This is a genomic window from Xanthomonas sp. 1678, assembly GCF_031455575.1.
Classification (GTDB): domain Bacteria; phylum Pseudomonadota; class Gammaproteobacteria; order Xanthomonadales; family Xanthomonadaceae; genus Xanthomonas_A.
Map to the genome: position 1 here is coordinate 447,682 of NZ_JAVDSZ010000003.1, position 26,410 is coordinate 474,091.

General features: G+C 68.3%; 14 protein-coding genes. All 14 read right to left on the reverse strand.

The window, feature by feature from the left end; genetic code table 11:
• Positions 1 to 172 precede the first annotated feature (172 nt).
• Positions 173 to 2,773, reverse strand: coding sequence for a methyl-accepting chemotaxis protein (locus J2Y70_RS08150; RefSeq protein WP_309915682.1), 2,601 nt, complete (start codon positions 2,771 to 2,773; stop codon positions 173 to 175).
• A 471-nt stretch (positions 2,774 to 3,244) separates the two neighbouring features.
• Positions 3,245 to 5,482 (reverse strand): methyl-accepting chemotaxis protein, encoded by a 2,238-nt coding sequence (locus tag J2Y70_RS08155; RefSeq protein ID WP_309915685.1) that lies wholly within the window; start codon positions 5,480 to 5,482, stop codon positions 3,245 to 3,247.
• A gap of 783 nt (positions 5,483 to 6,265) precedes the next feature.
• Complete coding sequence (locus J2Y70_RS08160; protein WP_309915688.1) at positions 6,266 to 8,509, reverse strand: methyl-accepting chemotaxis protein; 2,244 nt, start codon at positions 8,507 to 8,509, stop codon at positions 6,266 to 6,268.
• Positions 8,510 to 8,745: 236 nt separating this feature from the next.
• Positions 8,746 to 11,106 carry a methyl-accepting chemotaxis protein gene (locus J2Y70_RS08165; protein WP_309915690.1) on the reverse strand — a complete coding sequence of 787 codons (2,361 nt, stop codon included), beginning with the start codon at positions 11,104 to 11,106 and terminating at the stop codon, positions 8,746 to 8,748.
• Positions 11,107 to 11,120: 14 nt separating this feature from the next.
• Positions 11,121 to 11,885, reverse strand: coding sequence for a transporter (locus J2Y70_RS08170; protein ID WP_309915693.1), 765 nt, complete (start codon positions 11,883 to 11,885; stop codon positions 11,121 to 11,123).
• Between the two features lie 318 nt (positions 11,886 to 12,203).
• Positions 12,204 to 14,867 carry a methyl-accepting chemotaxis protein gene (locus J2Y70_RS08175; RefSeq protein ID WP_309915696.1) on the reverse strand — a complete coding sequence of 888 codons (2,664 nt, stop codon included), beginning with the start codon at positions 14,865 to 14,867 and terminating at the stop codon, positions 12,204 to 12,206.
• Positions 14,868 to 15,065: 198 nt separating this feature from the next.
• Positions 15,066 to 17,276 carry a methyl-accepting chemotaxis protein gene (locus J2Y70_RS08180; protein ID WP_309915699.1) on the reverse strand — a complete coding sequence of 737 codons (2,211 nt, stop codon included), beginning with the start codon at positions 17,274 to 17,276 and terminating at the stop codon, positions 15,066 to 15,068.
• A 397-nt stretch (positions 17,277 to 17,673) separates the two neighbouring features.
• Positions 17,674 to 19,797 (reverse strand): methyl-accepting chemotaxis protein, encoded by a 2,124-nt coding sequence (locus J2Y70_RS08185; protein ID WP_309915702.1) that lies wholly within the window; start codon positions 19,795 to 19,797, stop codon positions 17,674 to 17,676.
• A 378-nt stretch (positions 19,798 to 20,175) separates the two neighbouring features.
• A complete protein-coding gene (locus J2Y70_RS08190; protein ID WP_263398229.1) occupies positions 20,176 to 22,176 on the reverse strand; it encodes a chemotaxis protein CheA in 2,001 nt (666 codons plus the stop codon).
• 35 nt (positions 22,177 to 22,211) lie between these two features.
• Positions 22,212 to 22,577: a response regulator gene (locus J2Y70_RS08195; protein WP_263109418.1), complete on the reverse strand. Its 366-nt coding sequence runs from the start codon at positions 22,575 to 22,577 to the stop codon at positions 22,212 to 22,214.
• Positions 22,574 to 22,882: an STAS domain-containing protein gene (locus J2Y70_RS08200; protein WP_309915709.1), complete on the reverse strand. Its 309-nt coding sequence runs from the start codon at positions 22,880 to 22,882 to the stop codon at positions 22,574 to 22,576. Before J2Y70_RS08200 ends, J2Y70_RS08195 begins: the two co-directional genes overlap by 4 nt.
• Before the next feature lie 270 nt (positions 22,883 to 23,152).
• Entirely contained in the window at positions 23,153 to 24,385 is a 1,233-nt protein-coding gene (locus J2Y70_RS08205; RefSeq protein ID WP_309916259.1) for a chemotaxis protein CheW, read from the reverse strand.
• Positions 24,386 to 24,621: 236 nt separating this feature from the next.
• Positions 24,622 to 25,404 (reverse strand): ParA family protein, encoded by a 783-nt coding sequence (locus J2Y70_RS08210; protein ID WP_263398232.1) that lies wholly within the window; start codon positions 25,402 to 25,404, stop codon positions 24,622 to 24,624.
• Positions 25,404 to 26,408, reverse strand: a complete 1,005-nt coding sequence (gene motD / locus J2Y70_RS08215) for a flagellar motor protein MotD (RefSeq protein WP_309915713.1) — start codon at positions 26,406 to 26,408, stop codon at positions 25,404 to 25,406. Before motD ends, J2Y70_RS08210 begins: the two co-directional genes overlap by 1 nt.
• Between the last annotated feature and the right edge of the window lie 2 nt (positions 26,409 to 26,410).

Genomic DNA, 26,410 nt, shown 5'->3' on the forward strand with positions numbered 1-26,410 from the left:
GCAGGTGCCGTTGTGCGCGGGGATCTCCGATTCCATGCCGGAGGCCGTGACCAGCGTTGGCGCTATGCCATTGCGTCCGGTCCGCCCACCGCGGTTGCCGGCGGTGGCGCAAACGACATCGGCCGCGAAATGCTCCGCGGCCGATGCTGGTCAGCGTACTGGCATGGCGCCGTCAGAACTCGTGCCACTGCGACTCGGCCACGGCCCCGCCACCGTGGCCGGCGCGCGCCGGCTGCGGCTTGCGCTTGATCGCCGCTGCCGACGCGCTCGCTGGCGCCTTGAACAGCGGGGCGGGGCGGGGCCGCTGCGACGGGGCGTCAGGCGCAGCAGGGGCGGCATCGATCTTGAACAGGGCGACGGTTTCGGTGAGCTGCCCGGCCTGTTCTTCCATCGAGCGCGCGGCCGCGGTGGCTTCCTCGACCAGCGCGGCGTTCTGCTGAGTAGCCTCGTCCATCTGGGTGACGGTCTGGTTGACCTGCTCGATGCCGGCGTACTGTTCCTGCGAGGCGGCCGAGATCTCGCCCATGATGTCGGTGACGCGCTGCACCGAGGACACGATCTCCTGCATGGTTTGGCCGGCCTTGCCGACCAGTACCGAGCCTTCGCTGACCCGGGTGACCGACTCGTCAATCAGGCCCTTGATCTCCTTGGCCGCGCCGGCCGAGCGCTGGGCGAGGGTACGCACCTCGCTGGCGACGACCGCAAAGCCGCGGCCCTGTTCGCCGGCGCGCGCCGCTTCCACCGCGGCGTTGAGCGCCAGGATGTTGGTCTGGAAGGCGATGCCGTCGATCACGCTGATGATGTCGGCGATCTTCTTCGACGAGGTTTCGATGCCGCTCATCGTGGTCACCACCTGGCTGACCACGTCGCCGCCTTGCGAAGCAACCGCCGCGGCGCCGACCGCCAACTGGTTGGCCTGGCGCGCGTGTTCGGCATTCTGCTTCACCGTGGAGGTCAGTTCCTCCATCGAGGCAGCGGTTTCTTCCAGGCTCGCCGCCTGCTGCTCGGTGCGGCGCGACAGGTCGTCGTTGCCGATGGCGATCTCGCTGGACGCGGCATTGATGCTGACCGCCGCGGTCTGGATGCGGCCGACGATGTCAGCCAGTTGCGCGGTGGTGGCATTGGCGTCGTCGCGCATGGTCGCGAACACGCCATGGAACTCGCCGCGCATGCGTGCGGTCAGGTCGCCGGCGGCGATGGCCTGCAGCAGCTTGGACAGCGCGTCGAGGTTGCCGTCGGCGGTGGCCATCAGCTGGTTGAGGTTGTCGACCATGGCGCGGAAGTCGTACTGGAAGCGCTGCGCATCGCCGCGCACGCTGAAGTCGCCGGCCGCGGCGGCGGTGGCCAGCTGACCGATCTCGCGGTTCATCGCGGTCAGGTTCTGCTTGACGGTGTCCATGGTTTCGGCCAGCACGGCTTTTTCGCCGGGCAGTCGGTCCATGTCCTCGCTGAGGTCGCCGATCGCGTACCGACCTACGATTTGCGCCAGACGCAGCGTGACCGCGATATGCGCCGCGGCCAGCGCATTGCTGTCGCGGATCATGCGCCCGTACTCGCCGGGAAAAGCGCTTTCGTCCATGCGGTAGCTGATCTGGCCGGCCTCGTGGCGCTGCGCCATCTCGACCTGCGCCGACAGCACATGCTGCAGCTGCTGCTGCATCTGCCGCATGTTTTCCAGCAATTGGCCGCTTTCGTCGCGGCTGGACACCACGATCGCCGTGTCCAGGCGCCCCTGCGCAATCTGCGCGGCGGCGTCGGCGGCACGGCGTACGTTGCGGGTCAATGCCGACAGGGTATGCACACACAAGGCCATGATCAGCAGTGTCAGCAGGCTCAGTCCGGCGATCGTCCGCCACATCGCGCTGCGTGCGTCCGCCAGGTGCCGCGCTGACTGGCGCTGCAGGGCCTGCAGCGAGGTCGTGCTCAGCGATTGCAGCGCCTGGCCCCAATCGTCAAGCGCACGGTTCCAGTGCCGGTCGGCATCGGGCGCGCCGCTGTCCAGCGCGGCGGACAGTTGCAGCAAGGCCTGGTCGGCGCGGCCCGCCTCGCCGGCGACGGCCTGGGCCAGCGCCGGATCCGCTTGCTCAAGCAGGCCGATCGCTTTTTCCAGTTCGTTGCGCAGCCGGGCATGGTCGCGCGCGATCTGCGCGATCTGCTCGCGCAGCACCGGTGTCTGCGCAGCGGCCTGGGACGGGTCGGCGGCCGCGTCCAGGCGCGTCAGTGCCTCGCTGGTATCGGGGCCGTAGATCAGACTGGCCACGACCAGGTGGTAGCTCTCCACATAGGGGGTATAGACCAATTGGCTGTCGTCGCGCATCGCATCCAATGCGGCAGAAGCCTGCTCGGCGACAGCGCCGCTGTCGCCTTGCGCGTCGGTCAGCGCCTGACGCAGGCGCGCCAGCGCCTTGGCACTGTTTTCGAAGCCGGGCAACGTGGCGACGCTGCGTTGCAGATCGGTCAGGGCGCGGTCCGCGCGCCGCGCCGACGCTGCGGCGGCAGCGCCGGTTTCGACGCGTTGCGCCTGCAGCGCAGCCAGCAGCGACAACATTTCGTGCAGTGGTGCATAGCTGCGCAGTTCGTTGCGGCTGATGCCGACGCTTTCGTCGAGCTTGTCGCGGTAGAGCAACACCGGGATCACCAGCCCGAGCAGGGCGAGGATGCCGATGATGCTGAGCTTCCTGGCGATGGCCAGATCGTGCCAGCCACGCAGCAGCCGGCGCGGTCCGGTGGAGGGAAGGGGATGGCCGGACGCTGTATGGATGGACGGGGTCATGGAAAATCTCTGAGCGTCATCGTGGACGACGGATCAGGCGGTCCGTGACTGCAGGCGTCGGGCATCCGCTGCCGGCCGTTGCAGAACGGCCGCCAATGGCAGCGTGACAGACGGTCCCAGCGCGGTCGGAAGATGTCCCATGGCGATGGCGGCCTGCGTAACGTTTTGGAAGTAAGGCTTTAGCGGCACGCCTGCGGGATTGCTGAAGCGTTGCCGACGTACGCGCCAGCCGGCGATCAACTTTGTCGCCTGAGCGTGATGGGGGCATTACGGCGTTTGCGTTATCGCACCTGGCGCAGTGCCCACCCGACGCGGCAGGCGCTTTAGCCCGCAACCGCAACCCGCAATTGGCAACCGGCAGCGTGGCTGCCGGCATTCGCATGATCGGTGTGTTTGTGCGGAGGAGAAGCGGCCAAGCTGCGGCCGCCTCAACACGATCGCCATGCCCGAGTCGGCTTGGCGACGGCTGGCTTAGAACTCGTGCCAGCTGGTGTCGCCGCCGGTGCTGGCCACGCGCTTGGGCGGAGCGCTGCGCACGGCGCGGGTCGCCGCCGCCACCTGCGCCTTGACCACGGCGACCACCGCCGGTGCGTTGGCCGCCTGGCGCCGGCTCGCGCTCACGGGAGCATCGTCGATCTTGAACACCGCGACAGTCTCGGTGAGCTGGCGTGCCTGCTCTTCCATCGAGCGTGCGGCCGCGGTGGCTTCCTCGACCAGGGCGGCGTTCTGCTGGGTGGCCTCGTCCATCTGGGTCACGGTCTGGTTGACCTGCTCGATGCCGGCGTACTGTTCCTGCGAGGCGGCGGAGATCTCGCCCATGATGTCGGTGACGCGCTGGACCGAGGACACGATCTCGGTCATGGTCTGGCCCGCCTGGCGCACCAGCGCCGAGCCGTTGGACACCTGGCTCACCGAGTCGTCGATCAGGCTCTTGATTTCCTTGGCCGCATTGGCCGAGCGCTGGGCCAGCGTCCGCACCTCGCTGGCGACCACGGCGAAGCCGCGGCCCTGTTCGCCGGCACGCGCCGCTTCCACCGCGGCATTCAAGGCCAGGATATTGGTCTGGAAGGCGATGCCGTCGATGACCGAGATGATGTCGGCGATCTTCTTCGAGGAAGTCTCGATGCCGCTCATCGTGGTCACCACCTGGCCGACCACCTCGCCACCCTGCGAAGCCACGGAGGCCGCGCCGACCGCGAGCTGGTTGGCCTGACGCGCGTGTTCGGCATTCTGCTTGACGGTGGAAGTCAGTTCCTCCATCGACGCGGCGGTTTCTTCCAGGCTAGCCGCCTGCTGCTCGGTGCGGCGCGACAGGTCGTCGTTGCCGGTGGCGATCTCGCTGGAGGCGCTGTTGATGCTCAGTGCGGCGGTCTGGATGCGGCCGACGATGGCCGCCAGCTGCTCCGAGGTGGCGTTGGCGTCGTCGCGCATCTTGGCGAACACGCCCTGGAACTCGCCGTTCATGCGCGCGGTCAGGTCGCCGGCAGCGATGGCCTGCAGCAGCGTGGACAAGGATTCCAGGTTGCCGTCGGCGGTGGCCATCAACTGGTTGAGGCTGTCGACCATGGCGCGGAAGTCGTACTGGAAGCGCTGCGCGTCGCCGCGCACGCTGAAGTCGCCGGCGGCCGCGGCGGTGGCCAGCTGGCCGATCTCGCGGTTCATCGCGGTCAGGTTTTGCTTGACCGTGTCCATGGTCTCGGTCAACACCGCTTTCTCGCCGGGCAGGCGGTCCATGTCGTCGTTGAAGTCGCCGATCGCGTAGCGGCCCATGATCTGCGCCAGGCGCATCTTGACCGCGATGTGCGAAGCGGCCAGTTCGTTGCTGTCGTGGACCATGCGGCCGTATTCGCCGGGGAACGCCTTGGCGTCCATGCGATAGCTGATCTGGCCGGCATCATGGCGCTTGGCCATCTCGGTCTGCGCCGCCATGACTGCCTGCAACTGGCCCTGCATCTTGTCCATGCTGATCAGCAGCCGGCCGGTTTCGTCGCGCGACTGGGTATCGATGGCGTTGTCGAGTTTGCCCGAGGCGATGGCATCGGCGACCGTGATGGCCTGGCCCAGGCGCTTGAGCAGTTGGCGGCGGATCATCAGGCCCATGCCCACGGCGACCAGGATCGCGATCAGGCTGCCGATCAGCACCGACCACTTGCCGCGGGCGCGCACCGCCTCCAGCTCCGCGGCGCGCTTGGTCAGCAGCGTGCGTTCTTCGTTGGAGAACTCGCCGAGCAGCGAGCGGATGCCCGCCATCGCGGCGCGGTCGCGGCCTTCCAGGAACATGGGCACGACCTGCTCGGCGCTGGCGGCGGTGTCGCGCAGTGCGATGGCGTCCTTCTCGACCGCCAGCAGCTGTTGGTAGGCCTTTTCCAGTCCGGCCAGGCGTTGCTGTTGCCCGGCGTTGTCCGCCGTCAGTTGCTTGGCTTCGGCGTAGCTCTTTTCGAATCCTGCCTGGCCATTGTTGAAAGGCTGCAGATGCTTCTTGTCGCCGGACAGCAGGTAGCCGCGCGTGCCGGTCTCGATATTCAGAGCGTTCGCCTGCATCGTTTCGCCGGTCGCCAGTACCTTGTAGGTATGCTCGTTGATCTCCATCGCCTTGCTCAATTTGGATTGGCTGCTCAGGCTGACGGCGCCGACGATGAGCATGACCAGCACCACGGCGCCGAAGCCGAGCGCGAGCTGCGTGGAGATAGTCAGATTTTTTGATTTCATTTGGCTGTACCGGTCAGGTGAACGACGATCGAACTGTGAACGTAAGTGCGGTGCCGGCCGGACAGCGGGCCAGGCAGGGAGAGCGGTCCGCGCGGCGCTGGAGCCGGCAGACGTGAAAGCACACACAGGTGGAAGTCGTTGGTGCTGTTCACCTAGCCGCAGGGCGGTGTCGATGCGTCGGGCAGCGACCGCCTAACAGGGAGAAGCTAAAACTTTAGTAGTATTTTTTAGACAAATTCCCATACTGAGACTTGTAGCGGCATTGACCGGTCGGACTTTAGGGCGCGATCGGAAAAAAGTTCAGTTCACGATAGCGATCCCAGAATCGCTGGAGGCGCCCGTAGCCCATGGGTTTACGCGTGACGCGAGAATGATTCTCATGCCTCGGTTTATCGGCAATGCGCGCTGCTCGCCAACGCCTGTGGGTCTGTGCATTCAGCGGTGCGATCGCAGCGATGTGAGGGGCCGGTCTCTTCGGACCATCGTTGCAGGTAACGCCACGTCGGCGTTGTGTGGCGTCCCAGGGGCACGGCCATGTGCGACCGTGTTAGAGCCTGCGACCGATGGGCCGCACCAGGCTGATCGCTCGCAACTATGGACGCTATGGGTGGGCGATCGCATCCAATGCGATGCCAGGCTCCGGACAGCGGCGCTGCGGAGCGGAAGCCGCGGCCGATGAACTACCTGGCGGGATGTTCCAAGGCCGATGCTTTCAGACAGGCCGGGCCTGCCGTTTCCAGGAACGCGCGGTCGCCACGCCGTGCGGCGTGGCGACCGCAATGCTCAGAATTCCTGCCAGCTTGCGTCGTTGCTGCTCGTGGCCGACGGCTTGGGGGCGTTGCGCACCGCACGCGTCGCGGCGGCGACCTGTGCCTTGACCACGGCCGCGACAGAGGCCGGAGCCGGGGCCGGGCGCTTGTGCGGCGCGGCGGTGGCGTCGATCTTGAACACGGCGACCGCGCTGCGCAGCTGCACCGCCTGCTCTTCCATCGAGCGCGCCGCGGCGGTGGCTTCCTCGACCAGCGCGGCATTCTGCTGGGTGGTCTCGTCCATCTGGGTGACGGTCTGGTTGACCTGTTCGATGCCGGCGTACTGTTCCTGCGAGGCGGCCGAGATCTCGCCCATGATGTCGGTGACGCGTTGCACCGAGGCGACGATTTCCTGCATCGTGCGGCCAGCCTGGTCGACCAGCACCGAGCCTTCGGCGACGCGGGTGACCGACTCGTCGATCAATCCCTTGATCTCCTTGGCCGCACCGGCCGAGCGCTGGGCGAGGGTGCGCACCTCGCTGGCGACCACCGCGAAACCGCGGCCCTGTTCGCCGGCGCGCGCCGCTTCCACCGCGGCGTTCAAGGCCAGGATGTTGGTCTGGAAGGCGATGCCGTCGATCACCGAGATGATGTCGGCGATCTTCTTCGACGAGGTCTCGATGCCGCTCATCGTGGTCACCACCTGGGCGACCACCTCGCCGCCCTGCGAGGCGACAGCCGCCGCGCCCACCGCCAGCTGGTTGGCCTGGCGCGCATGCTCGGCGTTCTGTTTCACCGTGGAGGTCAGTTCTTCCATCGACGCGGCGGTTTCCTCCAGGCTCGCCGCCTGTTGCTCGGTGCGCCGCGACAGATCGTCGTTGCCGGCGGCGATTTCGCTGGCCGCGCCGTTGATGCTGACCGCCGCGGTCTGGATGCGGCCGACGATATCGGCCAGCTGCTCGGCGGTGGCATTGGCGTCGTCGCGCATCCTGGCGAACACGCCCTGGAACTCGCCGTGCATGCGTGCGGTCAGGTCGCCGGCGGCGATGGATTTCAGCAGCTTGGACAGCGCGTCGAGGTTGCCGTCGGCGGTCGCCATCAGCTGGTTGAGGCTATCGACCATGGCGCGGAAGTCGTACTGGAAGCGCTGCGCATCGCCGCGCACGCTGAAATCGCCGGCCGCGGCGGCGCCGGCCAGCTGGCCGATCTCGCGGTTCATCGCGGTCAGATTCTGCTTGACCGTGTCCATGGTCTCGGTCAGTACCGCCTTTTCGCCGGGCAGGCGGTCCATGTCCTCGCTGAAGTCGCCGACCGCATAGCGGCCCATGATCTGCGCCAGGCGCAGCTTCACCGCGATGTGCGAGGCCGCCAGCGCGTTGCTGTCGTGGACCATGCGCCCGTATTCGCCGGGAAACGCCGCGGCATCCATGCGATAGCTGATCTGGCCGGTGTCGTGGCGGCGGGCCATCTCCAGCTGCGCGGTCAGCACGGCCTGCAACTGGCTCTGCATCCGCTTCATGCTGGCGAGCAGGCGGCCTGTCTCGTCGCGGGCGTCGCTGTGGATCTCGTCGTCCAGCTTGCCGGCGGCGATGTTTTCGGCCACGCGGGTGGCCAGGCTCAGCGGCTGGGTCAGGCTGCGGGTGATCAGCCAGGCGAGCAGGCTGCTGATCACCACCACCGCGATGCCGCCGGCGATCAACGCGTTGCGACCGGTCGTCATCGCCGTCACGGCCGCGGCGTAGGCCTCCTGGCTCACCCTGCGCTGCATCGCGACGTTGGCGCGGATAGCGTCTTGCCAGCTGTCCATCGCCGGGCCGGCTTCGCTGATCAGCAGCGCCTGCGCCTGGGCATTCTGGTTGCTCTCGGAAAGCGCCATGACCCGATCGTTCAGCACGCGCGCCTTTTCGCGGCGCACGTTGATCGTGTCGCGAATCTTCTGGCCCTCGGCATTGGCCGCGGTCGCATACAGCGCGTCGCGGCTTTCGTTGTAGCGTTGGCGCTGCTCGGCGATGGTGGCCAGCGCCTTGCGGTTGTCCTCGGGCGAGGTGACGATGGTGGCGTTGCGCAAGGCCACGGCAATGCCCGAGTTCGCGTCCAGCATCTCCGACGACAGGCGGATCTTTTCCATGTTCGTCTTGACGATGCCGTCCAGCTGCTTGCGGGCGCTGGACATCGACGACAGGCCCGCTGCGACCAGCAGGACGGACAGCAGGATCAACAGGCCGAAGGCCGCGGCCAGGCGGCGTCCGACGTTGTAGCGTTGCAATAGCGAGTTCATGGCTGACCTCATTGGTTACCGGAGATGGCGATGACGCTCCAGTGCAGCAACCCTCTGCGGAAGGCGATGCCTGGAACGAAGCGACGTGGCGGTAGGCAAATGAAGGAAAGGGACTCGACTGCGTTGCAACGTTCTATGCCTTCGCCTGAATGCTGTATCGGCGCGGCTGGGCAGTTATGGATGGGACGTTGGGCTCAGGGCGATGCGCCGACCTGAACGATTGTCTTTCTGCAGGGTCAGGATGTCTGCCATTGCGCATCGATCGCATCGGCGATGGCTTGCGCGTCCGCCTGGGCGTGGCTTCGCCGCGCGGGTTCGGCAACCGCGGCATGGTGCGCCGGGAGCGCAGAAAGCGCGGAGACGCCGGCCTTGCGGGCGGTGGTGTCCTGGACCAGCCGGAACACCGCGACCGCATCGCTCAGCTGCGCCGACTGCTCTTCCATCGAGCGTGCCGCGGCGGTGGCTTCTTCCACCAGTGCAGCGTTCTGCTGGGTGGTTTCGTCCATCTGGGTCACGGTGCGGTTGACCTGCTCGATGCCCTGCGACTGCTCCTGCGAGGCGGCGGAGATTTCGCCGATGATGTCGGTGACGCGCTGCACCGAGGACACGATCTCCTGCATGGTCTGGCCGGCGCGGTTGACCAGCACCGAGCCCTGGGCGACGCGGCCGACCGACTCGTCGATCAGGCCCTTGATCTCCTTGGCGGCATTGGCCGAGCGCTGGGCGAGGGTACGCACCTCGCTGGCGACAACCGCGAAGCCACGGCCCTGTTCGCCGGCGCGCGCGGCTTCCACCGCGGCGTTGAGCGCCAGGATATTGGTCTGGAAGGCGATGCCGTCGATCACCGAGATGATGTCGGCGATCTTCTTGGACGAAGTCTCGATGCCGCTCATCGTGGTCACCACCTGGGCGACCACCTCGCCGCCCTGCGAGGCGACAGCCGCCGCGCCCACCGCCAGCTGGTTGGCCTGGCGCGCGTGTTCGGCGTTCTGCTTGACGGTGGAGGTCAGCTCTTCCATCGACGCCGCGGTCTGCTCCAGGCTGGTGGCCTGCTGCTCGGTGCGGTGCGACAGGTCGCTGTTGCCTTGCGCGATCTCGCTGGCGGCGGTGTGGATGTTGCCGCTGGCTTCCTGGATGCGGCCGACGATGCCGGCGAGCCGTTCGGCGGTGGCGTTGGCGTCGTCGCGCATGCGGGCGAACACGCCATGGAACTCGCCGCGCATGCGCGCGCCCAGGTCGCCGTCGGCCAGCGCGCTGAGCAGGCGCGAGACTTCGGCGATGCTGACCGCGTTGGCGTCGAGCAGGCCGTTGAGCTGCTGCGCCAGCAACAGGAAGAAGCCCTGCTTGCCGTCGCTGTCGATGCGCTGGGACAGGTCGCCGGCGGCGGCGCTGCGCACCACTTCGGCCACTTCCACTTCGACCTTGGCCTCGGCGGTGCGGTCGCGCCATTCGCAGACGAATCCGACGTGGGCGCCGGCCTCGTTGCGGATCGCGGAAATCTCCTGGGAGATGCAGGCGCCGCGGTAACGCACTTCGCGCTGTGCCGCGCCCTGGCGGTCGAGCCGCTGGTAAATCTCCGCGTCCTGCGAATTGCCCACTTCCAGCAGCGACACCGACTGGCCGATCACGGCGGCGGAGCCATCGAAGGCCGGCGCGCAGGCGCGGATGTCGTCGGCATAGGTGTGCAGCAGTTTCTGCAGCGCGCCATTGGCATAGACGATGGTCAGGTCGGGATCGGCGATGTACATGCCGGTCGAGGCGTTGTCCAGCGCGGTGCGGATGCGCAGGTTCTCGGCGGCGACGCTGCGCTCGCGTTCGATCCGTTCGCGCAGTTCGCGCTGCATCCGCGCCAGCGCCGCCATCAGGCTGTGCGCGTGCTTGGCGGCGACCGGGATCGGCTGGTCCAGGCGGCCTTCGGCGATGTGCTGGGCGGCGGCCATCGCCACGCGCGGCTCGCCGCCGAGCAGGCGCGACACCGAGCGCAGGATCCAGACCGCGGCCAGGCCCAGGCATAGCACGGCCAGCACCACCGCGCCGGCCTGCTGCCAGGTGGCGCGGCGGCTGTGCTGTTCGGCGGCGCTGCGGCTGGCCTGGTTCAACCCCAGGATGTGTTCGCTGATCGCGCCCATGCGCGTCTCCAGCTGCTCGAAGCTCTCGCTGAAGGCGGCGTAGGCGGCGGCGCTGTCCCCCTGCGCTTCGACCAGGGTTACCACCTGGTCCGCGGCGGCGATGTAGCTCTGCAGGGCGGGCGCGACCGCCTCCAGCTCGGTGCGCAAGCTTGGATCCAGCGGCAGCTTGCGGCTCTCGGCCAGGGCCTGGCGGAACTCCGCGGCGTGCTCGACCAGCGAGGCGCGCGCGGCCTTGATGCCGGCGTCGTCCTGCCGCGAGCCGGCCAGCAGCGCGGTGGTGACGTCGCCGCGCAGGGCGTCGTGCATCATGTCCGCCTGCATGTGGTTGCGCAGCGCATCGGAGGAGGTGACCTGCGCGGCGACCGCGCTCAGCAACCCGTGCTGTGCGCTGTAGCCGACGCCGCCCAGCGCGAGCAGCGCGAGCACCGCCACCAGCACCAGGATTGCGAGCATGTGCATGATCTTCATCGGCGTCGCCTGGTTCAGAAGCGGAGGGACAGGCCCACGCCGAGCGCGTGATCCGGCGAACGGTCGTTGAGGCCGTAGCTGTAGACCGCGTCCAGCTGCACGTCGTTGCTCAGCAACCAGGCCGAGCCGACGTCGAGCAGGGCGATGGTGCCGCCGTCGTCGCTGTTGGCGATCTGCGGCAACGCCAGTTCGACGAACGAGCGGCTGTGTTCGGTCCATGCCTTGCCGACCACGACGCCGAAGATGCCGGCGGCGTAGCGATGACCGTCGCCGTCGTCGTCCCAGATCACGCCGGGCATCACCCCGGCCGAGAGCGTCTCGCTGAGGTCCCATTCGGCGACCAGCCGGAACGACGGCCGCGCGCCATGGCCGCGCAGGGCGCGTGCGCCGCTGGGCAGGTCCACGTGCAGCAGCCAGGCCAGCGAGGCGCTGCCGTCGTCGGAACTGGCCAGGTGGTGCTTGATCCCGAGCGAGACATCGGCGAAGCCGGAGACGTCGGCCTCGCCTGGCGCATCGAACTGCTGCCAGCCATCGGTTTCCAGGCGCAGTTCCCAGGTCGGGCCGAGGCCATAGCGGAACAGGGTGGGCGTGGAGTAGCCATCGACATCGCCATCGCGCTCCCAGGCGACGCTGGTCTCCACCTGCAGCCGGCGGTCGCCGACGGTGAGGCTGGATTCGACGAAGTCCGGGCGATCGGTGGCGATCGGATCCTCTTCGGCGTGAGCGAGGCTGGCGATGCCGAACAAGGTCAGGCAGCTGGCGAGAACGATAGGCTTCATTGCGATCCCCATGAACGGTCAATCCTGAAACGCAGGTGCTTGGCTGCCCTGTCCGCCGACTGGCCGCATGGTGCGTGCCGGCCGGCTGTGGCGCTTCGTGACGCAGCTAGCAGAATGTCTTCAAGCTAACGGCCCGGTCCGGGTTTTCTTTAAACGTGTCCGACCAGTGGCTTGGCGCGGACATCGAAAGGCCAATCGAGCGGCGCTCGGCATCGCGTCGTTGTCGCGCCGCAACATGCTGTGCGGGCGGCGACGGTGCTGCGCATGTCGTGGACGGCGCGTTCCCGGCGCGATGCGGGAACGCGCCGGACCAGCCGCTCAGAACTCGTGCCATTGCGCCTCGTTGGCGCTTGCCGGCGTGCTCGGTACCGCGCGTATCGGCGCCTGGCTGCGCTTGGCCGGCGTGCTCCTGGTTTTCGCAGCAGGCGCTTTTGCGTTCGGCGTGGCGCCCGCGATGCCGGGCCGGGCCACGGCTGCCACGGTGGAGGCGGTCGTGCTGTCGAGCTTGAACAAGGCCACGGTCGCGGTGAGCTGCCCGGCCTGTTCTTCCATCGAGCGCGCGGCGGCGGTGGCTTCCTCGACCAGGGCTGCGTTCTGCTGGGTGGCCTCGTCCATCTGGGTGACGGTCTGGTTGACCTGCTCGATGCCCGCGTACTGCTCCTGCGAAGCGGCCGAGATCTCGCCCATGATGTCGGTGACGCGTTGCACCGAGGCCACGATCTCCTGCATGGTCTGGCCGGCTTGGCCGACCAGCACCGAGCCTTCGCTGACCCGGGTGACCGACTCGTCGATCAGGCCCTTGATCTCCTTGGCCGCGCCGGCCGAGCGCTGGGCTAGGGTGCGCACTTCCGAGGCGACCACGGCGAAGCCTCGGCCCTGCTCACCAGCACGGGCGGCTTCCACCGCGGCGTTGAGTGCCAGGATGTTGGTCTGGAAGGCGATGCCGTCGATGACGCTGATGATGTCGGCGATCTTCTTCGACGAGGTTTCGATGCCGCTCATCGTGGTCACCACCTGGCTGACCACGTCGCCACCCTGCGAGGCGACCGCCGCGGCGCCGACCGCCAACTGGTTGGCCTGGCGCGCGTGCTCGGCGTTCTGCTTGACGGTGGAGGTCAGTTCCTCCATCGACGCGGCGGTTTCCTCCAGGCTGGCCGCCTGCTGTTCGGTGCGCCGCGACAGGTCGTCGTTGCCGGCGGCAATCTCGCTGGCCGCGCCGTTGATGCTGACCGCCGCGGTCTGGATCCGGCCGACGATGCCGGCCAGTTGTTCGGCGGTGGCGTTGGCATCGTCGCGCATCCTGGCGAACACGCCGTTGAACTCGCCGTGCATGCGTGCGGTGAGGTCGCCGGCGGCGATGGATTGCAGCAGCTTGGACAGGGCGTCGAGGTTGCCGTCGGCGGTGGCCATCAGCTGGTTGAGGCTGTCGACCATGGCGCGGAAGTCGTACTGGAAGCGCTGCGCGTCGCCGCGCACGCTGAAGTCGCCGGCGGCCGCGGCGGAAGCGAGCCGGTTGATCTCGCGGTTCATGTCGCTGAGGTTCTGCTTGACCGTATCCATGGTCTCGGTCAGAACCGCCTTCTCGCCGGGCAGGCGGTCCATGTCCTCGCTGAAGTCGCCGATCGCATAGCGGCCCATGATCTGCGCCAGGCGCAGGGTGACCGCGATGTGCGAGGCAGCGAGCGCGTTGCTGTCGTGGACCATGCGCCCGTAGTCGCCGGGGAACGCGGCCTCGTCCATGCGGTAGCTGGTCTGGCCGGCGTCGTGGCGCTGCGCCATTTCCTTTTGCGCATCGAGCACCGCGCGCAGCTGTTGCTGCATGCGCTGCAGCGCGCCGAACAGCCGGCCCAGCTCGTCGTTGCGCGGGTACTGGATGCGGCTGTCCAGGCGCCCGGCAGCGACCGCGCCGGAGACCTCGACGGCATCGGCCAGCGGCTTGACCACCAGCCGCCGCAACAGGAGGTAGAGGCCGCCGCTGAGCAGCAGCGCCGCGCACAGGCCGACCGCGATGATGGTCCACAGCAGCGAGCGCGCCTGCGCCATCAGCACCGCGCGCGGGACCACCACGCCCAACGCGAAGCGCTCCTGCGCCTGGCCGATCTGCAACGGCACATAGACCTCGACATCGGTGACGCCGGTCTGCGCATCGGCGACTTCGCGGGTCACGTTCTGGCCCTTGGCGATGTCGGCCAGCAACGCGCGCGTGCCCGGGTCTTCCAGTTTCTTGCCGACCAGCGCCGCATCGCGATCGGCGATGACCGCGCCGCCCGGCGACAGCAGGCGCACGTGGCCTTCGCCGAGCGGGCGCAGCTTGGCCAGGCGCTGCTGCAGCTTGTCCAGGCCGAAATCGGTATTGATGATGCCGAGGAACTTGCCGTCCTCCATGATCGGCGTGGTCAACGTGGTCATCAGCACCTTGGTGCCGCCGATCTCGTACACGTAGGGTTCGACCACGGTCGGGCGGTGCTGCTGGCGCGCCTTCAGGTACCAGTCGCCCACGCCGGGGACATCGTAGTCGCGCAGCGGCTCGCGCACCTGCTTGTCGCCCTGCCAGGCCCAGTACACCATGTAGCGGCCGCTGGCGTCGTGGCCTTCGGCGTTGCTGTAGGCGGTGTCCTTGCCGTCGAATGCCTGCGGTTCCCACAGCGTGCCCAGGCCGGTCCAGTCCGGGTGCTGGCGCAGTTCGCGCAGCACGACGTCGCTGAACGTCTCGCGCATCTTGTCCTGGTGGCGCTGCGCCAGCAGGCTGTTGGCGAAGACCTGGTTGGAAACGAAGGCCGCGCCGACATCGCTGGAAATGCGCTGCGCTTCCAGGTGCGCGGTTTCGGTCATGCCGGTCTTGGCCGAGGCCAGTAGCGTATCGCTGCTGCGCACGTAGATGATCGCGGCGGTGACGCCGAAGCAGAATACGGCGATCGCCGCCACGCCGAGCATCAGGCGGGTCGCGACACTGGTGGAGCGGGAGGCTGGAGTCGGGCTCATGGCGTTCATCGGCTGGCGGAAGTGGAGAGCGCCCGCAGACTGATTCGCACGCCGGCGATTGGCGGCGTCGATCGCTGGCGCAACGCAGCGTCTGTGGCGTCTGCGTCTGGGTTCTTATCGGCAGCGTGTCGCGCAAATTGAATCGGCCGCAGGGGTGCGGCCAATCGGAATGACGCTATGCGGAGCGGACGCCCGGGTTCAGAATTCCCGCCATTGCGTTGCGCTGCCGGCTGCGGCCGCCACCCGCGATGCCTGCGCCACACGCACGTGCGCAGGCGAAGCCGGCACGCCACGCAGGGCAGGGCGGACCGGCGCCGCGGTGTCGGTCGCCTCGATCTTGAACACCGCCACGGCCCCGAGCAGCTGCCCGGCCTGTTCTTCCATCGCGTGCGCGGCCGCGCTGGCTTCCTCGACCAGCGCGGCGTTCTGCTGGGTGCTCTCGTCCATCTGGTTCACTGTCTGGTTGACCTGCTCGATGCCGGCGTACTGTTCCTGGGAGGCGGCGGAGATCTCGCCCATGATGTCGGTCACGCGCTGCACCGAGGCCACGATTTCCTGCATGGTGCGGCCGGCCTGATCGACCAGTACCGTGCCTTCGGCGACGCGGGTGACCGACTCATCGATCAGGCCCTTGATTTCCTTGGCCGCGCCGGCGGAGCGCTGGGCGAGGGTACGCACTTCCGAGGCGACCACGGCGAAGCCGCGGCCCTGTTCGCCCGCACGCGCCGCTTCCACCGCCGCGTTCAAGGCCAGGATGTTGGTCTGGAAGGCGATGCCGTCGATCACCGAGATGATGTCGGCGATCTTCCTGGAGGATGCCTGGATGCCGCTCATCGTGGTCACCACCTGGCCGACCACCGCGCCGCCTTGCGAGGCGACGGCGGCCGCGCCGACCGCGAGTTGATCGGCCTGGCGCGCGTGTTCGGCATTCTGCTTGACGGTGGAGGTCAGCTCTTCCATCGAGGCGGCGGTCTCTTCCAGGCTGGCCGCCTGCTGCTCGGTACGCCGCGACAGGTCGTCGTTGCCGGCGGCGATCTCGCTGGCCGCGCCGTTGATGCTGACCGCCGCGGTCTGGATCCGGCCGACGATGTCGCCCAACTGTTCGGCGGTGGCATTGGCATCGTCGCGCATCCGGGCGAACACGCCGTTGAACTCGCCGTGCATGCGCGCGGTCAGGTCGCCGGCGGCGATCGCCTTCAGCACCGTGGACAGCGATTCGAGATTGCCGTCGGCGGTACCCATCAACCGGTTGAGGCTGTCGACCATGGCGCGGAAGTCGTACTGGAAGCGCTGCGCGTCGCCGCGCACGCTGAAGTCGCCGGACGCCGCGGCGGAGGCGAGTTGGTTGATCTGGCCGTTCATCGCAGTCAGGTTCTGCTTGACCGTGTCCATGGTCTGCGCCAGCACGGCCTTCTCGCCGGGCAGCCGGTCCATGTCCTCGCTGAGGTCGCCGATCGCGTAACGGCCCATGATCTGCACCAGACGCATCTTCACCGCGATATGCGCCGCGACCAGCGCGTTGCTGTCGCGGACCATGCGCCCGTAGTCGCCGGGAAACGCGGTTTCGTCCATGCGGTAGCTGATCTGGCCGGCGTCGTGGCGCTGCGCCATTTCCGTCTGCGCCGCCAGGACGTCGCGCAACTGGGTCTGCATGGTGCTCATGCTGGCCAGCAGGCGCCCGGTCTCGTCGCGCGACTGGGCATCGATGCGGTTGTCCAGCTTGCCGGCGGCGATGGCATCGGCGACATCGATCGCCAGGCCCAGGCGCTTGAGCAACTGGCGGCGGATCAGCAGGCCCATGCCCACGGCGACCAGGATCGCGATCAGGCTGCCGAGCAGCACCGACCACTTGCCTTGCGCGCGCACTGCCTCCAGCTGCTGGCTGCGCTTGACCAGCAAGCCGTTTTCCTCATCGGCGAACGCGCCCAGCAGTGAACGGATCTCCCCCATCGTCTTGCGGTCGCGGCCTTCGGCGAACCCGGACAGTACCTGTTCCTGGCTATCGGGACGTTCGCGCAGGGCGATGATCCGCTGCTCGATCTGCAGAAACTCCTGATACACGGTCTGCAACTGCGCCAGGCGCGCCTGCTGCCGCGGGTTGTCGGCGGTCAGGCGCTTGGCTTCGGCGAAGTTCTTTTCGAAGCCGGCCTGGCCGAGAGCGAACGGCTGCAGATAGTCCTTGTTGCTGGACAGCAGATAGCCGCGGGTGCTGGTCTGTACGTTCAGCGCATTGGCCTGCATCAGTTCGCCGGTGGCGAGCACCTTGAAGGTGTGTTCGTTGATGGCGACCGCGTCGTTGAGCTGGAACTGGCTGCGCAGGCTGAATGCCCCGACGATGAGCAGCACCAGCACGACGGCGCCGAAGCCCAGGGCGAGTTGCGTAGACAGCGGCAGATTCTTGGTCTTCATCGTGATCCCGGAGCTGAGAGGAATGGGCTATGGAAAGGCGGTTGCCGCAGGGCGCGGCATCCATGTCCTCTGTAACGGCCGGTATATCGTTAAGTTCAATCTATTTTCAGACGCCAATAGATAGGCGTGGCCAATGGAGATGTGCGAACCCGGCGGGTAGATACGTTGGAGAAGGTCACGCCTGGGACGCCCGTCGCCCTCGACCTGTCGCCTGTATTCCACAGTTGTCGCGGGCGGTGAACCGACATTGGCAATGTAGGCAGCCGGCTTTCGCGTCGCCACAGCAAAGGGCCGCGGAAGTCGCGGCCCTTTGCTGTCATGTCGGAGCGTTATGCGCGGCTTGACCTGGATCTTTGCCGTCCCCGCAGATTCTGGCCGCGCCGGCTGTGCCGGCGCACTACGCGGCCCGGCGTGTCGCCGCGGCGTTGCTCGGCTCGATCTTGAAGACCGCCACCGCCTCGGTGAGCTGCCCGGCCTGGTCCTCCATCGAGCGCGCGGCGGCAGTGGCTTCCTCGACCAGCGCGGCGTTCTGCTGGGTGGCCTCGTCCATCTGGGTCACGGTCTGGTTGACCTGCTCGATGCCGGCGTACTGCTCCTGCGAAGCGGCCGAGATCTCGCTCATGATGTCGGTCACGCGCTGCACCGAAGACACGATCTCGGTCATGGTCTGGCCCGCCTGCTGGACCAAGGTCGCCCCTTCGGCAACGCGCGTCACCGACTCGTCGATCAGGCCCTTGATTTCCTTGGCCGCGCCGGCCGAGCGCTGGGCGAGGGTGCGCACTTCGCTGGCGACGACCGCGAAGCCGCGGCCCTGTTCGCCGGCGCGGGCCGCTTCCACCGCGGCGTTGAGCGCCAGGATGTTGGTCTGGAAGGCGATGCCGTCGATCACCGAGATGATGTCGGCGATCTTCTTCGAGGACGTCTCGATGCCGCTCATCGTGGTCACCACCTGGCTGACCACGTCGCCGCCCTGCGAGGCGACCGCTGCGGCGCCGACCGCCAACTGGTTGGCCTGGCGCGCATGCTCGGCGTTCTGCTTGACCGTGGAGGTCAACTCCTCCATCGACGCGGCGGTTTCCTCCAGGCTGGCGGCCTGCTGCTCGGTGCGGCGCGACAGGTCGTCGTTGCCGGTGGCGATCTCGGTGGCGGCCGCATTGATGCTGACTGCGGCGGTCTGGATGCGGCCGACGATGCCGGTCAGCTGATCGGCGGTGGCGTTGGCGTCGTCGCGCATGGTCGCGAACACGCCCTGGAACTCGCCGCGCATGCGTGCGGTCAGGTCGCCGGCGGCGATGGCTTGCAGCAGCGCCGACAGTTTGCCCAGGTTCTGGTCGCTGACTTCCATCATCGCGTTGAGGCCTTGCACCATCAGCCGGAAATCGTGCTGGAAGTGCGCCGCATCGCCGCGGGCGCTGAAGTCGCCGGCCGCGGCCGCAGCGGCCAGGCGCTTGATCTCGGTGTTGATCGCCAGCAGGCTGGCCTTGGCCGCGTCCATGGATTCGTGCAGCACCGCACGGCTGCCGGGCAGGCGCCGCGCGTCGCGGCACAGGTCGCCGTTGGCGTACTCGTTGAGCACCGCGATCGCATCGACGATCGCATCCAGGTGCTCGAACATCATCGTGTTGATGCCCTGGCTCAGTTCGCCGTACACGCCGGGGAAGTCCTGCGGCATGCGATGGGTCATGTCCTTGTCGGCGTGCAGCTCGATCATCTGCGCGGTCTCGCGGGAGAAGCGTTGCAACTGCGTCTGCATCCGGTCCATCGCGTTGAGCAGGCGGCCTGGCTCGTCGCGCGCGTCGGTATGCACGTTGTTGTCCAGGCGGCCCTCTGCGATCGCCTCGGCGGCGCGGGTGGCGCGGTTCAGCGGCTGGGTCAAGCTGCGGGTGATCAGCCAGGCCAGCAGGCTGCTGGCCAGGACCGCGGCGATGCCGCCGCCGATCAGCATTCTGCGGCCGCGGTCGGTATGCGCGATCGCGGTCGCATAGGCTTCCTGGCTCAGCGCGTTCTGCAGGACGACGTTGCTGCGGATCTTGGCCTGCCAGGCGAGCGTGGCGGGCCGCGATTTTTCGTGGAAGATCTTCTGCGCCTGGGCGTAGTCGCCCGCCTTGACCGCATCGATCACCGCGTTGTTGAGCGGCCTTGCCGTCTCCAGCAATTGTTCGATCTGCGCGCGCGTGCGCTTGCCTGCCTCGTTGGTCGGCATCGCGTAGAGCTTGGCGCGCTCCTGGTCGTAGCGCGCGCGTTCGCTCTGGATCAGCGCCAGGGCCTTGTCGGCTTCGGTTTCGCCGACCTGCATCGCATAGGTTCCCAGCGCGCCCAGGATGGCGGAATTGGCGTCCAGCATGCTGTTGGACAGGTTGATCTTCTGGATGTTGGAATTGACGATGCCGTCCAGCTGCTCGCGCGCGCCGGACATCCCGAACAACCCGGCGGCGACCAACATGCCGGAAATCAGGATCAGGATGCCGAATGCGGCGGAAAGTCGATTGCCAACGCTGTAGCGCTGTAGAAAGGCGTTCATTTGGTTGGCTCCGTTGAATGTTCGATTCGATTCATTTCGCAATAGTATTTATTTGAAATTGTGACTTTCGCCACTATTTGTCTACTTCGTAGCGGCGGCGCTGCCGGGATCTTTAATCGTTCAGCCCTGTTTTGGGATCCACCTGCGGACCGGCATCCGGTTGCGATGCGTCGTCGGGTTGTGTCGCAGCCCTTTGGCGGGCGCAGCCTCGCGCATCCACTTCAGCGAGACGCTTTCGCGCCGTACCCTCACCCCAACCCCTCTCCCGCTGGGAGAGGGGCTAAGGCACGGCATCCAAAAAACGAAAGCCCCGGCATCGCTGCCGGGGCTCGGTTTTCTTGCTGACCGCGCGGTGCGCGGCGCGGTGGCGGCAAACGATCAGGCGGCCTGCGGTACCCGCAGCGAGCGCACCAGTCCGCCGATGTCCACGATCAGCGCGACGCGGCCGTCGCCGAGGATGGTGGCGCCGGAGATGCCGCCGATGCGCCGGTAGTTGTTCTCGATGTTCTTGACCACCACTTGCTGCTGGCCGACCAGTTCGTCCACTTCCAGCGCGATCTTCTGGCCGTCGGCTTCCACCACCACCACCAGCGGCTCGGCCTGCTCGGTGCGGCCGTAGCCGTAGGAATCGCTGAGCGAGAGGATCGGCAGGTATTCGCCGCGGACACGCAGCACCCGGCCTTCGCCGGCCATGGTGCGGATGTCGTCGGGCTGCGGCTGCAGCGCCTCGAGCACGTAGGCCAGCGGCAGGATCAGGGTCTCGCCGGCGACCGACACGGTCATCCCGTCCAGGATCGCCAGGGTCAGCGGCAGCCGGATCAGCACGCGGGTACCGCGGCCGGAATTGCTTTCCAGCTGCACTTCGCCGCCCAGGCCCTGGATGTTGCGGCGGACCACGTCCATGCCCACGCCACGGCCGGACAGGTCGGTGACCGCGTCGGCGGTGGAGAAGCCCGGGGCGAAGATCAGGTCCCACACCTGCGCGTCGGTCGGGTTGTCCGGCACGCTCAGGCCGCGCTCGGCGGCCTTGGCCAGGATCCGCTCGCGGTTCAGGCCGGCGCCGTCGTCGCTGACTTCGATGACGATGTGCCCGCCCTGGTGCGAGGCGGCCAGGGTGATGGTGCCGGTCTCGTCCTTGCCGGCGGCGCGGCGCGCTTCGGGCATTTCCAGGCCGTGGTCGATCGAATTGCGCACCAGGTGCACCAGCGGATCGGCGATCTTCTCGATCAGGCCCTTGTCCAGCTCGGTGCCTTCGCCGATGGTGCGCAGCCGCACCTGCTTGCCGAGGCGGCTGGACAGGTCGCGGACCAGGCGCGGGAAGCGGCGGAACACCGCGTCCACCGGCAGCATGCGCACGCCGATCACCGCTTCCTGCAGGTCGCGGGTATTGCGTTCGAGCAGGTCCAGGCCGGCGAACAGGCGCTCGGCGTGGGCCGGGTCGAGATCGCCGGAGACCTGCTTGAGCATGGCCTGGGTGATGACCAGTTCGCCGACCAGGTTGATCAGCGCATCGACCTTGTCGACGCTGACCCGGATCGAGCTTTCCGCTTCGTGCGCGGCGGCGGCATTGCCGGCCGGCGCATTGGCGGCCACGGCGGCGGCCGGTGCGGCGGTGGCGCTGGCCGGAGCCTGCGCCAGCACCGGTGCCGGCGCGCTGGCCAGGCTCGGCGGCGGCACCGCGCGGATGTCCAGTTCGCAATCGTCGATCACCCAGGCGAAGGTGTCCTCGATCGCGCTGCGCGGCACCTTGGCGACCAGGCCCAGGTCCCACGCCAGGTAGGCCTCGAGCGGGTCGAGGTCGTTGAAGCCGGGCAGGCGCCCGCTACGGCAGGCGATCTGCAGCGGGCCGAGGTGTTCGAGTTCGCGGATGATGCGCAGCGGGTCGTTGCCGCTCATGAACAGCGACGGCGCCGGGGTGAAGCCGATCTGCCAGGCTTCCGGCTCGGCCGGCTGGTTGGCGGCCGGGGTCGCCGCGGGCGCGGCGGCGGCGGTGCCGTTCAGGGCCTGCTGCAGGCGGTCGTGCACGGCCTTGACCGCGACCGGATCGGCCAGGGTGCCGTGCTCGGCTTCGCGCAGCAGCGCGCGCAGCACGTCCACCGAGCCCAGGATCGCATCGATCGCGTGCGCTTCCACTTCGCGCTTGCCCGAGCGCAGCTCGTCGAGCAGCGTCTCCAGCACGTGGGTCAGCCCGGCCATCGCCTCGAAGCCGAAGGTGGCGGCGCCGCCCTTGATCGAGTGCGCGGCGCGGAACACCGAGTTGATCACTTCGGGATCGCGGTTGCCTTCTTCCAGCGACAGCAATCCGGCTTCCATCGCGTCCAGCCCTTCGCGGCTTTCCTCGAAGAAAGTGGCGTGGAAACGTTGCAGGTCCATGCTCATGGGCGGGGAATCCGGAAAAAAGGGGTGGAAAGGAATCAGCCCAGGACTTTCTGGACGGTGGCGATCAGCTGTTCCGGGTTGAACGGCTTGACCAGCCAGCCGGTGGCGCCGGCCGCCTTGCCTTCGGACTTCTTGTCCGCCGCCGACTCGGTGGTCAGCATCAGCATCGGCGTGAACTTGTAGTCCGGCAGCTGGCGCAGCGCGCGGATCAGCGAGATGCCGTCCATGTTCGGCATGTTGACGTCGGTCACCACCGCGTTGAAGCGCTGGCCCTGCGCGCGGCCGAGGGCGACCTGGCCGTCTTCGGCTTCCTCCACCGCGAAACCGGCCGAGGTAAGGGCAAAGGCGACCATCTGGCGCATCGACGCCGAATCGTCCACCACCAAGATACGTGCGCTCATGCGGCGTTCTCCACAGATTTCAGGTTGTCAGGGGTTGCAGGAAGGCCCAGCGATTCGCTGACCCCCAGTAGGCGTGCCGCATCGCGGAACGTGTCGTTGCAGGCGTCGAACACGGTGCGTTTGCCGTCCTGGCGACGTGCATCGACGAATGCGCACAGCACCTGTACGGAGGCGGTGTGGATGCGGCGGACCTCGCCGGCGTCCAGCCGCAGCTCGTCGTCCGACGCCAGGAACGGGGTCAGCCGTTGTTTCAGGTCGGCGCTGGTCTCGATGCCGAGATCTTCGCCAAGGGTGACTGTGCTCATCATTGCTCCGCACGAATGGTTCTAGGGCAGATAACGGCCAATGCGCGGGAAGCTTTAGCGGCGCATCGGGAAAATGCTGCGGGGTTGGCAGTCGCCGCGCGGCCGGGCCGCGGCGCGCGGGGCATGCGGCGGCGCCGTGGCGGTCCGCGGCAAGCCTGGACGCCGCCGTGGCGGCGTCGCCGCACGCGCTGCGTTTGCTGGGTTCCTGGTGCCCGCGCGCGCACCGAGGCGCGCGCGCGGAGCCTTGCGGGCGGCGACGCGTCGGGCGGGTCAGTGCAGCAGCTGCTCGGCGTCGAGCAGGATCATCGGCTGCGCCCCCAGCCGCGCCACGCCGCGGAACAGATGGTTGGAGATGCGGCAGATGCGGGCGTTGTCCGGCGGCTCGATCTGCTGGTCGGTGAGGCTGGCCACGTCCTCGACCGCGGACACGCGCAGGCCCAGGGTCTCGCCGTTCTCTTCCAGCACCACCACCCGGGTGAGCATGTCCATCTCGATCGGCGCGGCGCCCAGATGGATGCCCAGGTCGATCACCGGCACCACCTGGCCACGCAGGTTCATGATCCCCAGCATCGCGGTCGGGGTGCCGCGCAGTGCCAACAGCGGCACCGGCAGCACCACTTCCTGCACCTTTAGCAGTTCCAGCGCGTAGGCCTGTTCGCCGCAGCGCAGGCGCAGCCAGCGGGTGCTGCGGTCCGGCGCGCGGCGCTGATGCGGGGAGGCTTCGTGGGCCGCGCTCGGGGCCATGAACGCCTCCAGGTTCGGCGGCAAGCGCGAGGCTCCGCCGGCCAGTGCGCGCTCGGCCTCGGCGCGACGCTCCGGCGGCACTGCCATCGGCGCGCGCTTGATCGCACGCGCTTCGGCGGCATCGTCCTCGGCGGCCAGGTTGCGCGGCGTGGTGACGGCGCGTTCCATCTCCATCGCCGCGACCACTTCCAGGTCGGCCTGGCGCTCGGCGTCGGGCTGCGCCTGCTGCGACATGATGCCGGCCAGGGCCGGATCGGAATCGGCTTCGGCCAGCACCGCGGCAGCGATTTCTTCCGGGGTGGGGCCGGCTGGCGCGGGCTTCGGCGCCTGCTGCGACATGATGCCGGCCAGGGCCGGATCGGAATCGGCTTCGGCCAGCACCGCGGCAGCGATTTCTTCCGGGGTGGGACCGGCCGGCGCAGGTTTCGGTGCCTGCTGCGACATGATGCCGGCCAGGGCCGGATCGGAGTCGGCTTCGGCCAGGACCGCGGCGGCGATTTCTTCCGGGGTAGGGCCGGCCGGCGCGGGCTTCGGCGCCTGCTGCGACATGATCCCGGCCAGGGCCGGGTCGGAATCGGCTTCGGCCAGCACCGCGGCGGCGATTTCTTCCGGGGTGGGGCCGGCCGGCGCAGGTTTCGGTGCCTGCTGCGACATGATCCCGGCCAGGGCCGGATCGGAATCGGCTTCGGCCAGCACCGCGGCGGCGATTTCTTCCGGGGTGGGGCCGGCCGGCGTGGGCTTCGGCGCCTGCTGCGACATGATGCCGGCCAGGGCCGGATCGGAATCGGCTTCGGCCAGCACCGCGGCGGCGATTTCTTCAGGTGTAGGGCCAGCCGCTGCGGGCGCCTCGGCGACCGGTTCCGCTTGCGGCGCCGGCGCCGGCGTCGGCGCGGCGCTGGCCGCGGCCAGCGCTGCCAGCCGTTCGGCGTTCTGCTCTTCGGCGATCACGTCGTGCAGCAGGCCTTCCAGATAGTCGTCGATCACGCCGGGCGTGTTCATGCGGCCTGCTCCATCGGCGTGGCGTCGCTGGCGATCAGCCATTCCAGCGCGCGGCGGTAGGCGGCCAGGCCGCGGCCGGGGTAGTCGCCGGGCACGCCGGCGACCGTCAAGGCCTTGACGTTGCAGATCTTGGTGTCGACCGGGATCGCGTCTTCCCAGACCCGCTCGCCGTAGCTGTCCTGCATGTGCCGCAGGCTGTCGTTGCCGGCGCGGGTGCGCTTGTCGAACAGGGTCGGCAGGATCGAGGCGGGCAGGGGACGCCGGCGCGAGCGCTCGACCATGTCCACGGTGCGGACCATGCTGGCCAGGCCATGCAGCGCGAGCGGTTCGGCCTGGGTCGGGATGATCACCCGGTCGGCCGCGGCCAGCGCGTTGATCATCAGCAGGCCCAGGGTCGGCGGGCAGTCGAGCAGGATGTAGTCGTGCTGGCCGACGTGGCGGGCCATGGCCTGTTGCAGCGCCAGGCCGAGCCCGGGCTGGTTAGCGCTGCGCCGCTCCAGCGTGGCCAGCGCGGTCTGTCCGCAGACGTAGCTGAGGCGGTCGATGGGGCTGTTGTGGGCGAGCGACGCCAGGTCGCCCGGCGGGGTCGCGAACAGGTCGAGCACGCCGCTCGGCGGCGGGTCCTGCGGCACGTCGAAGGCGCGGGTCAGCGAGGCGTGCGGATCGAGATCCAGCATCAGCACCCGGTGGCCGAGCATGGCCAGGCCGCGGCCCAGCGCCAGCGTGGTCGTGGTCTTGCCCACGCCACCCTTCTGGTTGGCAATCGCCCAGATGCGCATCAGTTCACTCCTTCAATTGCGGCAGGTACGGCGCGGGGCCCGCCGGCAGCGCCGGCAGCCGCCGCGGCGGGTTGGATCGGGGACGCCGGCGCGGTGCCGGCACTGCTGAATCGGTCTTGCGGCGACGGAGTACCGGCCGCCGCGGCGACGGGCGCGGTGCCGCGGCCGGCGTCGAGGCTGTCGGCCTCGGCGCCGCCGGCATCGGCCAGGATCACCAGCACCACGCGGCGGTTGGCGTTGCGGCCGGCCTGGCTGTCGTTGTCGGCGAGCGGGCGGAACTCGCCGTAGCCGATCATCGACAGCCGCGACGGCTGCAGGCCCTGGTCGGCGAACAGATGCACCACGCTGGCCGCGCGCGCCGCCGACAGCTCCCAGTTGGACGGGAACTGCAGGGTGGCGATCGGGCTGTTGTCGGTATAGCCCTCCACGCGCACGCCGTTGGGCACCGGCACCAGCACCTGCGCCAGTTGCGTCAGGGTGGCGCGGGCGCTGTGGTCCAGCGACGCGGAGCCGGAGCCGAACAGGATGTCGCTGTTGATCTCCACTTCGATCCACAACCCGGCATGACGCACGCTGATCAGCTTCTTGTCGATCAGCGGCGCCAGGGCGGCGCCGAGCCGGGCGGCGATGCCGTCGAGCTGGCGCTGCGCGCGCCGCAGTTGTTCTTCGTTGCGCAGCGCATCGGCCGGGCGCAGCGGCGAGGCCGACGGCAGCCGGTTCGGGTCGGGCAGGGACAGCGCCGGGCTGGACTTGATCGGGGTCGGACGCGCGCCGCCCTGGCCCTGCATCAGGCGCTCGCCGACCTGCACCGGGCTCATCGTCCGCGGCGCGCCGCCGAAGGCGGTGCTCATCGCGTCGGCCATGACCCGGTACTTGGCCTCGTTGACCGTGGACAGCGCGTACATCACCACGAAGAAGGCGAGCAGCAACGTCATCAGATCGGCATAGGGGATGGCCCATGCCTCATGGTTGACGTGATCTTCGTGCTGACGCTTGCGGGCCATAG